This window comes from Loigolactobacillus bifermentans DSM 20003, from assembly GCF_001434575.1.
GTDB classification, from domain to species: Bacteria; Bacillota; Bacilli; order Lactobacillales; family Lactobacillaceae; genus Loigolactobacillus; species Loigolactobacillus bifermentans.
This window is the reverse complement of the sequence record NZ_AZDA01000034.1, coordinates 15,233-30,147: the sequence shown is the minus strand read 5'-3', so window position 1 is coordinate 30,147 and position 14,915 is coordinate 15,233. Positions and strand designations below refer to the sequence as shown.

Sequence of the window (14,915 nt, the reverse complement as noted above, 5' to 3'; positions counted from 1 at the left end):
CATGATACCGGGGTGACACTGTACTTGGAGAACTTATGGTGAATAATTCAGGTTAGAAATTGATTGTGACATTATTCTCTAAGCAAAGCTATCTTAACATATCAAATCGGACAGTGCAAGCCTTATAACCCCGTTATACACGGCATGAAAGCGCCACTCAATTACCTTTCTGAGAATGCAATTAAAATCACAATCCTTACTTTAAGTAATTGACACCAGCTATATTTTGCTGTGAGTCCCTGTTAAAACAAGGCTTACATTTTCTTTCATTTTGATGAAGCGGTTACGAATGCATTTAATTTAGAATTATAAAAAAAATGGCCCTACTTTCATGAGAAAATAGGGCCATTTTTTTAATAAACTAAAATTTAGATGTTACGATTTTAAAGGATTTGCTACCTGGTGCACCGACTTGAACTGGGTATTGTTTAGGGTTCTTTTGATGGGCAATATCCCAATCATACCAGCCACCATCGAATTCGTGAATATTTTTCCAACCGCCTTGATAAGCGATGAAGAAGGCTGTTGATGCACGCCAGCCTGTCCCGCAATAAAAGTCAACGTTGCTAGTCGACTTAATGCCTGACTTCGCCCACATTGGTGCCACTTCGCTAATTGACTTAACGGTGCCATCTTTGTGTAATAAATAAGCAACATCGGCACTGGTTTTACTTGATTTTGCGTAAACAGCCCCTTTTGGTTCGCCTTTATCCTTGATGTAAGAATAACCACTGGTTTTACCAGTAAATTCTTTCCAAGAACGGGTGCTTGCTAAAATTACATTTTTATCAGCTTTTTGTTGTTTTAACACATCAGCTGATGTTTTGATTTCGTATTTGGCATTTGCTGGTACGGCAACCCCAAAGTTAGTGGCTGCTTTAACTGATTTTTCAGCACCTTTTTGAATCGTGTAATCTGATTTTTGCCAGCCTTTATAATTACCATCTAAAATCTTAATATTATTAACCCCAGCATAAAACGCTGCAAACGCAACCCGCGATGCGGCGTTAATATCTTGTGAGTAAACGATCAACGTGGTCTTGCTGGTAACACCATGCTTCAACAACACTTTTTTGATCTGTTCCGCTGACTTTAAATTCCAAGTCTTAGTTGCTTCAATATCATTGGTGTTAATGTGCATAGCACCAGGAATATGTCCTTTTTTAAATGTCTTATCATTACCGTAAGATGCTTCAAAGACCTTATAATCTTTGACGTTATTCTTACCTTGAATGGTTTGATCCACCCATTTTGGACTAACAAATACCCGCGGACCAGCGGTTTTTGTGGTATCGTCCTGGCTGGCAATTGCCGTTTTAGCGTGAACGCCTTGTGGTGCCAGTGCACCTAACGTCAGTGCAGCTAAACCAGCAACTGCAAAGCGGCCTAACCAACGGAGCGTGTGCTTCTTCATACGATGATTCCCCCTATATGCTGCTATACAGCATGATTAACGTTATCTGCAACTGTTATCTTAATCAACCGACGCCCCAAAACGTCAGTCAGTTTCTGAAATAACATGATTGATGTCTCATTTTAAAACCAAGTTATTTCAGATTTACGGAAACGGTTGCTTAACGTTTTCAAAGATACACGCTTAAATCAAGGTTGGCAAGCTTTATTGAATTTTTCTCATTAAGTTTTAGAGCCGCTACTGGCCTCAATATCCGTTAAAAAGGCTCTTATTTAAACTTTAAACCTGTATAACAGCTAGCTTGAACACTGATTTCTGAAAACAAATTAGCTCTTATAACTAATCCCGAATTTGTTTTTCACTATCATGAAAATATTTTCATTTCTAACAACAAAAAAAGACCCCCACCGTAGCGGAGATCTTACGCCAATACCTGATTATATTTATGGCGGGAATGTGTAGGAATCGAACCTACCTAAGAGGCTTTTAACCCCTCGTACTGGTTTTGAAGACCAGAGGGAACACCAGAACCCATCCACTCCCAGCAAGTATTATAACCAGAGTCATATCCTAAAGTCAAATTCAAATTAGAAATCAACTAATACCATGCATTAATTGCTTCATTTTAGGGGTAAATAAAATTAATAAAATACCGGCTAAAATCGCAATTCCTCCAATGATCGCGAAGTATGGCACCTCAGTTCGAGGCGTATAGAACTGCACGATTTGCGCGTTAATTGCCTGTGCAGCAGCCTCGCTTAAAAACCAAACACTCATCATTTGAGCCTTGAATGCTTTTGGCGCTAATTTTGTGGTTAACGATAACCCGATCGGTGAAATCAACATCTCACCAATTTCTAATAAGGCCCAACTGCCAATCAGCCATAACGGACTGACTTTCGTGGTAACCCCAAACAATAAGACCGGAATTGTCATCCAAAGAAATGAACTCCCTGCAAAAATCGAACCAATTCCGAATTTGCGGCTTGAGGCCGGCTGATGATTCCCCATTTTCGTCCATAGCCCTGCAAATAACGGGGTGTAGATAATGCAGTAAAACGCATTAACACTTTGGAATTGGCTTGCCTGAATGTGTAATCCCATCCAGTCTAATTGTGTTTGTGTTGAGGCAAATAACGCTAAAACAATCGACCCTTGTTCAAAAATCGCCCAAAAGATAATACTCACAAGAAATAACATGATATAAGCAACGATCCGCGACCGCTCAATAGCGGTCACCTTAGGGCTGCGTAAGATCATTGTAAAGTAGAAAACAGGAAGCAACACGCCAATAATCGTGATCAACAAAATGATATTTTTAATGGTTAGTGTGTGTGTTGCCGCCATGCCAGCAATCAAAATAACGAAAATTGCCACTGCCATTAAAACCCGTTTTTTCAATTTGGACATGCCAGTTGCATCCAAGGGGTCCGTTGGCGCTAACCCAATATGGTTTAAATACTTGCGGCCGTCCATATAATATTGGAGCAAGCCGAAAAACATCCCAATGGCAGCCAATGAAAACCCAAGGTGGTAATTATAGGTTTGACCTAGCCAACCGACAATTAACGGGGCGGCTAAGGCACCGATGTTGATGCCCATGTAATAAATCGTAAAACCTGCATCACGGCGCGGATCAGTTGGCGGATAAAGACTCCCCACCATATCCGAAACATTTGGCTTCAGAAAGCCCGTTCCCAAAGTAATCAAAAGAATTGAGAACAGTAGCCCCACCATTTTAAGTGGCATGGCCAGCACAATGTGCCCTAACATGATCAGAATGCCACCATACAAAATCGTCCGGCGCGGTCCTAAAATGCGATCGCTAATAAAACCGCCTAAAACACTGGACATGTAAACCAACGACCCATAAATCGCCATAATCGACGCGCCGGTGGACTGCGTTAAATTCAGCCCACCATTGGCCAATCGATCGATCATATAAAACAATAGGATCGCGCGCATGCCATAATAACTAAATCGCTCCCATAATTCCGTAAAGAACAACGTAGAAAGCCCTCGAGGATGTCCGAGGAATTGCCTATCATACTTCTTATCCATGATTTAAACCCTCCGTCTATTTGCAATGATTCACGCTGCCACTGAAAAAAGCACACAGTTGCACGTTGCTACTGTGTGCTAATCACCATGACGCTACTATTAATGATGTTTAACGCGTTCATTATTTTCTTCGAAAAAGAAGCTTAAGAAAAATGAAATCAGTAACATAATCGTACCTTTACGATAGCACTACCAGCGTTGACCATTGCGACTTCGCCTACAAAACAAATTCACAAAATGATGAGCTTCAGTGACTTTTCTTCTCATCAGTTTACGAATTATAGTCTTAAAACCGTTAATATCAGTTGACTATTCTAATAATTTTATCATTGACTCTCATTAAAAGTCTACTCTCAGTTGATAATAGCTTCACATAACTGACTAAATGAAAAGAGATGTTTGGCTTCACTTCCAAAACATCTCTTCAGACAAACACTCACTATTGATCATTTTCAGGTAACATGTGCCGCATGATCCGGTTACCAGTCGCCCGACGTGCGAAGTCGGTGGTATGGTAAACAGGCATGTTTAACTTAGGTGCGATCCCCATCACAGTGTTGGTACAATCCGTACAATTACCGATCAATAAGGTATGTGCCCCCATCTTCTTCAAGTTCAAGACTTTTTCAGCTTGACCTGGGCAAATACCTGGGTTGATACACTTGGCAGTTCCCGTTTTCTCGTTAACAACGGCATTCTTACACCATTGCATCCCGACAACGTCAACACCCATTGAATCAGCCATTTCTTGCATTCGAACTGGTGTTGCGCCACAAGCGCAGGCTAATAAACCAACCTTTTCCCCTTTCATTTGTGGGAATGGAATGGTTGCAATAATACCGCCAGTGGTCTTGGTAACAGGTGCGTCACGGTCTGTCCGTCTCCCAGTGAATGGGCCACCCATGATCAATTCACCATAATCTGCCATTTCTGGGTAAAGGTCCAACATTGCGCCAACACTGATTCCAACTGGCACATCTTTATGGACAGCTGTAATTTCGTTGTCGCCTTGTAAACGACCTGCAACTGTGATGTCTTTGGTAATCACTGGTTGACGATCTTCGATTGCTTGAGCAATTCGATAAATCGTTTCAACATTACTAACAACCGCATTTGCAGCAGATGGCAAGTCCGTGGTCTTCAACAGTGTCTTTAAATTCGATTCACGAATAATGGCACGTTCTTCACCTTCTGGATAACGGTTCTTCAATAATTCTAATGAAATGTCATCATGGCCACGAATCGCTTCTTCAAGCAAGGCAACTGTGTTAACATGCTTGCGTTTCACTGCGATTTGAACATCCTTGGCCTGGACGATTTCTTTAACGTATTCGATCCCACGAATGATTTTTTCAACATCCGTTTGGATACGTGAAATATTGTGGTTTAAAACAGGTTCACATTCAGCTGCATTAATTAACAAATGGCCACCTTTAATCGGTGTTCCCAACTTAACGTGCGTTGGGAAGCCGGCACCACCAGCACCGACGATCCCTGCTAATTTAATGGCTTCTAAGTTGTCATCCGTTTCAGGAATTGGTACAAAATCTTTTGGTTGTTCTGCATCAGGTGCAATTTCAATGGCTGTTTCTGTAATTGCAGTAACATTCCCACTGACGCTGGCATGTAAATAAGCCCCTAAGCCTTCTGGTTTTCCGATCAATTGTCCGCGGTCAACATGTTCACCGACTTCAATTTGTGGTACGGCTGGGCCGCCAACATTCTGCTTTAATAGCAAAGTGATTTTTTGCACATGGATCATTCCCTTATATTTTCTCGAATAACACATAGCACAGTATTATCATATCAAAAACGAATTGAATTGTAACCCTTTTCGCGCTGATCGCCAGAAAACTTAGTAAATTCCCTTGCAGCCCTCACCAAAATTTCATGATTTGAAACTGCCTAAAAATCGATTTGTTGGCCTAAACCCTGCTTTTTTGCCTGTTCCAATGCGGCTTGGGCAACCGTGACGTCTAATGCGGCTGTGCCCACCGACTTAAACACCGTAATCTCTTGATCCGTTTGCCGTCCTTGACTCGCATCTAACAACAAGGTCCCAATTTCTTGTGCTGCTGCTGGCTGAAAGGCATTTGCCTGTAATGCGGTTTGAACATCCCCTGCTTCAGCAAGTACCCCCGACTTGGTATCGTAAAAAATATGTGCGGCCTGTTTAAACAAAGCGGTTGGCAATTCACACATATCTGGCGTATAGGCCCCAACCCCGTTGACATGTGCACCAGGCTTGACCCAAGCTGCTTCAAAAGTCGGTTGGGTGGCGGTGGTGACGGTGGTGATCACATCCGCATTTGTGACACAAGCTTTGGCCGTTTTCGTTGCCACCAACTTAGCTTGCGTTAACGGCTGTTGCTGTTCAATAAAAGCTTGCACATGTTCAAAGTGCGGCGAGTAGATCCGCACCTCAGTTAGTGGCCGCACCGCCAGCATGGCAGCTAATTGCATGGCAGCCTGTCCCCCAGTCCCGATTAAAGCGCCAATTTGTGCATCTGGCCGTGCCAAAGCAGCGGTGGCAACGCCTTGCAAGGCCCCGGTGCGTAACTGGGTGAGATAAGTGCCATCCAACAGGGCATTGACTTGGCCAGTGGTGGCATCTAAGCTCACCATCGTAGCAGGAATTGTCGGCAAACCCCGTTGCCGATTTTCGGGATACACACTTAAAACTTTGATACCTAGCGCTTCAGGTTGAGCGGCATAGGCCGGCATCACCAATAATTGCCGTTGGTCATCAATGGCGAGGTTGGTGCGCAACGGCACTTTTGTTTGCCCTTGGACCATACTTTGAAACGCTTCACGACACGCAGCGATTGCTTGTGACATGGTCAACGCTTGTTGTAACGTTGCTTGATTTAGAATTAACATTTGCAGCCTCCGTTTTTGAGTTAATGTATCAAAAAAATAGCGCCATGACAACTGTCACAGCGCTACTTCTCAATCATACCTAAAGCTCGATCAAATCATGGGGAATATTGATCAGATTTTCATAGCCAGTTTCAGTAATCACAACTTGGTCTTCGATCCGAATCCCACCCCAGTCGGGCAAATAAATGCCAGGTTCAATGGTATAAACCGAGTTTGGCACCAGCACATCATCATAATTTGCTTCAAAATAAGGCAATTCATGAACGAATAAGCCAATACTATGGCCAATCGCCGCATAAGTTTTATCGGCATAACCAGTGCCTTTCAACGGTTCCAACGATTTCGGATACAGTTCGTTGCAGCGAGTCCCTGGGCGTAAAATCTGTTCACAGGCTTCCAATGACCGCTTTTCATATTCATAAACTTCCCGTTGTTGCTTGGTGGCTTGCCCTACCACAACAGTTCGGGTCATATCAGACAAATAACCATGGTATTGACACCCATAATCCATCAATACAAAATCGCCATATTCAATGGCCTTTTCTGACGGAATACCATGTAATAATGAGGTACGCGCACCTGAAATCAAAATATTGCCGTAAGGCTGGGTATCGGCCCCTTCTTCCACCATATAAAGGGACAGCTTCGCCGCCAACTCTTTTTCAGTCACGCCAATTTTAATATCCTTTAAGATCCGTCGAAAAGCACGGCAAGAAATATCACAGGCAATGCGCATGTTTTGAATTTCTTCCGGTGTTTTGATCACCCGCATTTTGTCGATGACGCCACCAGCTGGCACCAAGTCCAACTGCGCCTTTTGTTTCAAATCGTCATACATATCAAATTCTAAGCAATCTGATTCAAACGCCATGGTGTGGATCTGGTTTTCAGCGACGATCCGTGCCACCGTATCCCCCACTGTGCGATGTGGGAAACGCCAGTTTACAATCGTATAATCGGTTAACTCGATTTCAGCTTGTTCCGTATAGCGCGGATCGGTAATAAAGAATTGAGCCGTTGGCGTTAAAATAATGTACGAATCATCCCCGGTCCAACCACTGGCAAAACGGGTATTCACCTGTTTGGCAATGAAAAAAGCATCCAAATGTTCTTGTTCTAAGTAAGCGCGAATCTTGGTTTCGTTGGTCATGTTGATCCCTTCTTTACTTAATTTGAATTCGATTTCATTGTACTTGATATTTTCTTTCACAAGACGATTCATTAAAATAATCTCATGTAACGATTCGCCCCAGCGACTTCATTTGTTGGTACCTGATGATCACAAAAGCCGCCGCATAAAAAAAACGCTCATCTACAAATTGTAAATGAACGCTTCAAAATCAAGGTTACTCAGTCACATTAAGCGTCTGGGTTACCGCCATTTTTCTTGATGATTTCTGCTTGAACAGACTTAGGAACAGCTTCGTAATGATCAAATGTCATTGTGAACGTCCCACGACCCTGTGTTGATGAACGTAAGGTTGTTGCATAACCGAACATTTCTGATAATGGGACCATGGCTTTAACCATTTGGGTATTACCACGGGCTTCCATCCCTTCAACACGGCCACGACGAGCTGTTACGTGACCCATTACATCGCCTAAGTTGTCTTCTGGTGCGACAATTTCGACTTTCATAATTGGTTCAAGGATAACAGCGCCGGCCTTCTTAGAAGCAGCACGAAGTGACATTGAAGCGGCAACTTTAAAGGCTGCTTCACTAGAATCGACTTCATGGTAAGACCCATCATAAAGACGTGCTTTAACGTCAACTAATGGATAACCAGCTAAGACACCGTTTTGCATTGATTCTTTCAAACCTTGTTCAACGGCTGGAATGAATTCACGAGGAACGACACCACCGACGATATTGTCTTCGAATTCGAAGCCGCCACCCTCTTCGTTAGGTGTAAATTCAACCCAAACATCACCATATTGACCTTTACCACCAGACTGGCGAACAAACTTACCTTGTGCGGAAGCTTGTTTTGTAAAGGTTTCACGGTATGCTACTTGAGGCGCACCAACAGTGGCTTCAACGTTAAATTCACGACGCATACGATCAACGATAATATCCAAGTGTAATTCACCCATGCCGGCGATCAATGTTTCACCAGTTTCAGGGTTCGTTTCAGCCTTGAATGAAGGATCTTCTTCTGCAAGTTTTTGCAAAGCAATATCCATCTTATCTTGATCCGCTTTTGTCTTAGGTTCGATTGAAACTTGGATAACGGGATCAGGGAATTCCATTGATTCAAGGATCAATGGGTGCTTCACGTCAGTTAATGAATCACCAGTTGTGGTGTTCTTCAAACCGATGGCAGCCGCAATATCACCAGAGAATACTTCAGGGATTTCTTTACGGTGGTTAGAATGCATTTGCAATAAACGACCAACACGTTCACGAGCGCCTTTAGTAGCGTTTAAAACGTAAGAACCTGATTCCAAAGTACCAGAATAAACCCGGATAAAGGTTAAACGACCAACGAATGGGTCAGTGGCAATCTTAAATGCTAAGGCAGCGAAGTCCTTGTCATCACCGGCAACTAAATCAACCTTTTCGTCTGTATCAGGATCTGTTGCAGGGTAAGGTTTAACATCTAATGGTGATGGTAAGTAATCGTTAACGGCATCTAACATCATTTGGACACCTTTGTTCTTGAAGGCAGAACCAGCCAAGACTGGGTAAGCTTCCAAGTTCAAAGTTGCTTTACGGATGGCAGCTTTGATTTCTTCCTTGGAGATTTCTTCACCTTCAAGGTATTTTTCCATGATGTCATCGTTAATGTCAGCCAAAGATTCAATCAATTGACCGCGACGCTTTTCAGCTTCTTCTTTGTATTCATCAGGTACGTCAACGGTATCCCATTTTGTCCCTAATTCATCTTCGTCATACAAGTCGGCTTTCATTTCAATCAAGTCAATGACACCTTCGAAGTTATCTTCGGCACCGATTGGCATTTGGATTGGCAAAGCGTTGGCTTGTAAACGATCCTTGATGGTATCAACGGAATAATCAAAGTTAGCCCCTAATTTATCCATTTTGTTGATGAAGACAATACGTGGTACACCGTAAGTTGTTGATTGACGCCAAACGTTTTCGGTTTGTGGTTCAACACCGGCTTGGGCATCTAAGACAACAACGGCACCATCTAAGACACGTAAGGAACGTTCAACTTCAATTGTGAAGTCAACGTGTCCTGGGGTATCGATGATGTTGATCCGATGACCTTTCCATTCGGCCGTTGTAGCGGCTGATGTGATTGTGATCCCACGTTCTTGTTCTTGTTCCATCCAGTCCATTTGGGAAGCACCTTCATGGGTTTCACCAATTTTGTGGATTTTACCAGTGTAATACAAGATACGTTCAGTCGTGGTTGTTTTACCAGCATCGATATGGGCAACAATCCCGATATTCCGTGTTTTTTCTAAAGGAAATTCACGCGTATTAGCCATTGTTAGAATGTTTCTCCTCTCATTCATTAGTACGCATACTAAATTGTTCTTATTTCAGCAAAAGGGGCTACTATATGGCAAAACATATAATAGCCCACTTCTAAAAGTTCACTTAGCTTACCAACGGTAATGTGCAAACGCACGGTTGGCGTCGGCCATTTTATGCGTGTCTTCACGCTTCTTAACAGCTGCACCAGTGTTGTTTGCGGCATCCATGATTTCACGAGCTAAGCGTTCATCCATTGTATGTTCGCCACGTTGCCGTGAATATTGAACTAACCAACGAAGACCTAAGGTTGTTCGACGATCTGGACGAACTTCGATAGGAACTTGGTAGTTAGAACCACCGACACGACGTGCTTTAACTTCAAGGACAGGCATGATGTTCTTCATTGCTTCCTCAAAGACTTCAAGTGGGTCATTGCCAGTAGTTGCTTTAATGTTATCAAATGCTTTGTATAAAATTTGTGAAGCAGTACCACGCTTACCATCCAGCATCAAACGGTTGATTAAGCGAGTTACCAATTTAGAGTTATAAATTGGATCTGGTAATACGTCACGCTTTGGAGCTGCGCCTTTTCTTGGCATATCACGTAACCTCCTGATTTAAACGAATTTAATTTTTAATGTTATTTTTTAGGCTTCTTAGTACCGTATTTAGAACGGCTTTGTTTACGGTCAGTAACACCGGCAGTATCTAAGGCACCACGAACGATATGGTAACGAACCCCAGGTAAATCCTTAACACGGCCGCCACGGATCAAAACAACACTATGTTCTTGGAGGTTATGGCCAATACCAGGAATATAAGCGGTAACTTCAATTAAGTTAGAAAGACGAACACGGGCATATTTCCGCAAAGCTGAGTTCGGCTTCTTTGGTGTCATCGTGCCGACACGAGTAGCAACCCCACGTTTTTGTGGTGCAGGGTTATTTGTTTGGATCTTCTTCATACTGTTGTAGCCAAAGTTTAATGCTGGTGCATCAGATTTTGACGTACGAGATTTACGGCCTTTACGTACCAATTGGTTGATTGTAGGCATCTAATCTTTCTCCCTTCACTAATCTTACTTTGTAAGTCCACACTTCCAGGCGTCTCTTTTTTAATCATAAAAAAATGGCGTCCAAAAGCCAATGTGCTGTCGTTACTCACAGTCAGCACGCCCACCAATGTGGGAAACTGCTCAACAAAAAGCACCTTTAACAGATTAACATCTTCCCCAATAGATGTCAACCGCCGTTTTCGAGAAAGTATTGACAACTACCGGCTTAAAAAGCGGCATCCTGAACACCTTGCGTATCTTATTCATAACCCGATCAAAGGAAGGTGACTTTATGTTTGTAGTGACATTTATCGTCGGCAGTATCCTAGGCTCTTTTTTGAATTTATGTGCTGCCCGTTGGTTTGTTGGTGGTTCTTGTTGTTGGCCGCGCTCAACGTGTCCTAACTGTCATCAGCCGTTGCGCTGGTATGATTTAATACCGATTATCAATCAAGTTTGGCTCCGTCAGCGTTGTCGCTTTTGTCAACGGCCACTTGCACTTGACTGGCCACTTGAAACTTGCGCTGGTTTGTTAGCGGCTAGTGGCTTAATCCTGCCACTGTTTTGGCAGCCTTATTGGTGGCTGTTATGCGGTTTTTATTATCTGTTTGCTGTGATGGATCTGCGCCAACACGCCATTTTACTCACACCCTTTTTAGTGGGGAGTAGTGTGTGCATTTTACTGCACTGTGGTTATTATCATCAACCCTTACACGTTCTTTCGGCACTATTCAGTGCAGGTATCTTTTACAGTTTTGCATCCCTCACCCACAGCTTTGGTGCTGGTGATTGTGATTTTCTGGTCTTACAGTGCGGCTTGTTCGGTTGGCAAATTGGGCTGCAAATACTGGCCTTCGCCTGTACGCTATGTCTGCTGACCTATTGCCCATTACACCGCTATTTACCACGCCAGATCCCCTTTATCCCTTATTTGGCCACAGCGACGTTAGGGTGCCTTTATTATCAGTTAATACCACTTTAGGCGCCATTAAAGCCGTGCATATTGGGCGCGCTGGCCCCCGATATATTTCGGCCGAGACCGTAGGGCAGTAACGTGCGCGCCACCTAACTCAGTTTGTGACGGGCGTACCGGCACTTGGACAAAAGCCACATGCATGCCAATGCTGGTGTCACCAATGTCAACGCCAGCTTGAGCCACAATGTGCTCCACTTCTACAGGATCCGTAAAGTGCTGAAAAGCAGCCATTGAGCAGGAACCACCTGCATGGATACCTGGGATCACATTAACGATCTCCCAGCCCTTTGCTTCAGCTGTCGCCCGTTCCACCGCACAGGCACGATTAATGTGCTCACACCCTTGGACGGCTAAATGAATGCCAAGTGGCTTCAATACGGCTAGCATACTGGTGACGATCCAATCCCCTACTGCTGGATTGGAGGCTTGCCCGATCTGCCCGCCAACCACTTCACTGGTGGTACAACCTAAGACAAACGTATCGCCTTGGCGTAAATGCGCGGCTGCTAAAATTTCTTGCACCGTTTGGGTCACTTGTTGGCGTAATGCTTGTTCTTGAATCATTTTCAAAACCTCCCTGATTGTTTACGCTTATCATAGCGCCTGCACCCAAAATAAGCCAGAATGCAGGTTGGCATTCTGGCTTATAACGTCATTTTTATGCGTGTGCTGTTATTTGCTGATACAGCGCAAAGACATCTGGTAACATGGCAATGGTGCGTGGCAAAATGCCTTTCATGTAGGCAATGGCCGTGCCATAGTTGGTCATTGGCACCCCTTGTGCTTGTGCCCGTTCCAGTCGTGACGTGACTTCACGCCCATTTAGCATGCAACCGCCACAGTGAATAATCAGTGCATAATCGGTTAATTCTTCCGGGAACCCTGTGCCGCTGGCTAATTCAATGTTCAATTGCTTCCCTGTGCGCTTTTTCAGCAAGGCTGGCAACTTCACACTGCCAATATCACCACATTGACGATGATGGGTACAGCCTTCTGCAATCAAGACTTTGTCGCCGTCTTTTAACTGATCAATCACGCCAGCACCTTTTACGGCGGCATCTAAAATACCTTTCCGCCGGGCCATTAAAATCGAGAAAGATGTTAAGGGAATGCTTTCCGGCGTGATTGCCGCCACTTCACCAAATGCTTGTGAATCTGTTACCACCATGGCTGGTGGTTCTTTCAAGCTGGCTAATGTCTGCGTTAATTCACCAGGTTGCGTCACAATGCTCATGGCGTGGTGATCCAAAATATCTCGTACCGTCATTTGCTGTGGCAAGATCAGGCGGCCTTTAGGCGCTGCCGCATCAATGGGCATCACCAATACGATCACATCTTGTGGCTTGATCAGATCACCAATCAAAGGCTTAGCAGCACTATTTTGTGGCTTTAAATGTGCCAAATGCTCTTTCAAGGTATTAATGCCAGTGCCTTTGAGCGCACTGACATACACTTCATCATCAGCGGCTTTGTCCGGTACTAGAATCAAATCAGCCTTGTTATAAACAATCAAATACGGCACTTTTTTAGTGATAAATAACTGTAACAACTGACGTTCACTGGCCTGCACCCCAACGGTGGCATCGATGACCAAGACGGCAATGTCCGTTTTAGCTAACGTTTGCTTTGCTTTATGGACGCGCAACTCGCCTAATTCACCACTATCGTCAAACCCTGGGGTGTCCGTGATCACCACCGGTCCCAATGGCAATAATTCCATTGCCTTATGAACTGGATCAGTGGTCGTCCCTTTTTTGTTTGATACGACAGCAAGATCTTGATGGGTCACCGCATTCACAACACTTGATTTACCAGCATTTCGGCGTCCGAAGAAACCGATATGGATCCGTTCACTGGACGGTGTATCATTTAACCCCATAAGCCAGGGCCTCCTTGTCTTCAAAAAGCTTTAGTTCTGCCAAGTTGATTTTGGATTAAAGATTTTGTTGGCTTGTTTGGTGCTTAAATTAACGTTAAAGACTTTCTTATAATAAGTCTTCGTTTCTTTGGTCATGTTCACATCTTTAAACTGATCTGGATAAACGGTTTTGGCCAACCATAATAAGGTTAATGGGGTGTCAACACCTGGGGTATAACTGCGGTACATCCCCATTGGCATCTTGTAAACTTGCTTATCCTTAACCGCTTTGACCTTGCTCCAATCGAAGTTACCAACACTATTATTGTATAACGTCTTCGGTTGCGCCGTGTTAAAGTTGGTGATCAAGATCTTGTCTGGATTCCATTTGTAGATTTGTTCCATGCTGACAACCGTTGAGTTGTTGGAATTTGGTGTGTTGACCACATTCTTAGCCCCAATGGCTTTGGCCCAGTAATTCCCAAATGAATCTACCCCGCCAGTGGTAATGGCACTGCTACTGTATTGCCGTAAGAAGAAGATACTTTGTTTATCTGCAGGTTTGATTTTTTTAACTTTCTTTTGAACTCGGTTGTAAACTTGGTTACTGTAATCTTTGACCACTTTCGCCTTGTTGTTCTTTGGGAAAATCTTAGATAACAAACTGATCCAATGATTTTGGGTTTGAATTGAGTTACTATTCCATTTGCTAACGGAGATCCCCACAGCCGCGAAACCAGCGTTCTTTAACTTTTGACCTAATTTAGCATCTTCAGCACCGTAGAAAACCACATCAGGTTTGGTTTTCTTTAATTCTTCAGTGTTGATGGTGACCCCATCATTAGACTTCGTGCTGGCTTTTAAAATCCCAGGGTATAGCTGTGACAACAAACTGCTTTTGGCAGCTACCATACTTGGCTTTTGCATGCTGACAATTTTGTCTGCTGAATTAAAGAATACCGCGAAAACGGAAGGTACTGGCCAAATTGAACCAACAAAGGCCACCCGCTTCACTTTGGTAGGTACTGTGACTTTATTCCCTGCTTGGTCGGTAATGGTTTTCGTTTTCTTGCTAGTGGTCGCGGCTTGCACGTTGCTAGCAGTCCCTACACCAGCCCCGTTGCTTAAGGCCAACGGGATCACCATGGCCAAAGCGGCAACGAGCATGACAATTTTTTTCGTTAACTTCTTCATGACTTCTAAAAACTCCCCTAAATGAACATTTGT

General features: G+C 43.7%; 12 protein-coding genes and 1 tRNA gene. 1 reads left to right on the top strand and 12 read right to left on the bottom strand.

Features of this window, described 5'->3' with window-relative positions; translation table 11 throughout:
* Nucleotides 1-361 precede the first annotated feature (361 nt).
* The 9 genes from FC07_RS05480 to rpsL all read right to left on the bottom strand — a co-directional run bounded on the left by FC07_RS05480 (nt 362) and on the right by rpsL (nt 10,854).
* Complete coding sequence (locus FC07_RS05480; RefSeq protein ID WP_057904123.1) at nt 362-1,414, bottom strand: sulfurtransferase; 1,053 nt, start codon at nt 1,412-1,414, stop codon at nt 362-364.
* Nucleotides 1,415-1,860: 446 nt separating this feature from the next.
* A tRNA-Sec gene (locus FC07_RS15835) sits at nt 1,861-1,957 on the bottom strand.
* A 51-nt stretch (nt 1,958-2,008) separates the two neighbouring features.
* Nucleotides 2,009-3,475, bottom strand: coding sequence for a peptide MFS transporter (locus tag FC07_RS05475; protein ID WP_057904122.1), 1,467 nt, complete (start codon nt 3,473-3,475; stop codon nt 2,009-2,011).
* A 439-nt stretch (nt 3,476-3,914) separates the two neighbouring features.
* Complete coding sequence (prdC, locus tag FC07_RS05470) at nt 3,915-5,228, bottom strand: proline reductase-associated electron transfer protein PrdC (RefSeq protein ID WP_057904121.1); 1,314 nt, start codon at nt 5,226-5,228, stop codon at nt 3,915-3,917.
* A 152-nt stretch (nt 5,229-5,380) separates the two neighbouring features.
* Nucleotides 5,381-6,355: a hypothetical protein gene (locus FC07_RS05465; protein ID WP_057904120.1), complete on the bottom strand. Its 975-nt coding sequence runs from the start codon at nt 6,353-6,355 to the stop codon at nt 5,381-5,383.
* A 79-nt stretch (nt 6,356-6,434) separates the two neighbouring features.
* On the bottom strand, nt 6,435-7,577 hold the full coding sequence (locus tag FC07_RS05460; RefSeq protein WP_235807463.1) for a M24 family metallopeptidase: 1,143 nt from the start codon (nt 7,575-7,577) through the stop codon (nt 6,435-6,437).
* Between the two features lie 137 nt (nt 7,578-7,714).
* On the bottom strand, nt 7,715-9,811 hold the full coding sequence (gene fusA, locus FC07_RS05455) for an elongation factor G (RefSeq protein ID WP_057904119.1): 2,097 nt from the start codon (nt 9,809-9,811) through the stop codon (nt 7,715-7,717).
* A gap of 117 nt (nt 9,812-9,928) precedes the next feature.
* Nucleotides 9,929-10,399, bottom strand: a complete 471-nt coding sequence (rpsG, locus tag FC07_RS05450) for a 30S ribosomal protein S7 (protein WP_057904118.1) — start codon at nt 10,397-10,399, stop codon at nt 9,929-9,931.
* Between the two features lie 41 nt (nt 10,400-10,440).
* Nucleotides 10,441-10,854, bottom strand: coding sequence for a 30S ribosomal protein S12 (gene rpsL, locus FC07_RS05445; protein ID WP_057904117.1), 414 nt, complete (start codon nt 10,852-10,854; stop codon nt 10,441-10,443).
* Between the two features lie 292 nt (nt 10,855-11,146).
* Here rpsL and FC07_RS05440 point away from each other — a divergent pair, with 292 nt between their 5' ends.
* On the top strand, nt 11,147-11,836 hold the full coding sequence (locus FC07_RS05440) for a prepilin peptidase (RefSeq protein ID WP_057904116.1): 690 nt from the start codon (nt 11,147-11,149) through the stop codon (nt 11,834-11,836).
* Nucleotides 11,837-11,842: 6 nt separating this feature from the next.
* Here FC07_RS05440 and FC07_RS05435 read toward each other — a convergent pair whose 3' ends face one another.
* The 3 genes from FC07_RS05435 to FC07_RS05425 all read right to left on the bottom strand — a co-directional run bounded on the left by FC07_RS05435 (nt 11,843) and on the right by FC07_RS05425 (nt 14,882).
* Nucleotides 11,843-12,394, bottom strand: a complete 552-nt coding sequence (locus FC07_RS05435; protein ID WP_057904115.1) for a TIGR01440 family protein — start codon at nt 12,392-12,394, stop codon at nt 11,843-11,845.
* Between the two features lie 94 nt (nt 12,395-12,488).
* Nucleotides 12,489-13,709, bottom strand: a complete 1,221-nt coding sequence (gene hydF, locus FC07_RS05430; RefSeq protein ID WP_057904114.1) for a [FeFe] hydrogenase H-cluster maturation GTPase HydF — start codon at nt 13,707-13,709, stop codon at nt 12,489-12,491.
* Between the two features lie 30 nt (nt 13,710-13,739).
* Nucleotides 13,740-14,882: an ABC transporter substrate-binding protein gene (locus FC07_RS05425; RefSeq protein ID WP_057904113.1), complete on the bottom strand. Its 1,143-nt coding sequence runs from the start codon at nt 14,880-14,882 to the stop codon at nt 13,740-13,742.
* Nucleotides 14,883-14,915: the final 33 nt, after the last annotated feature.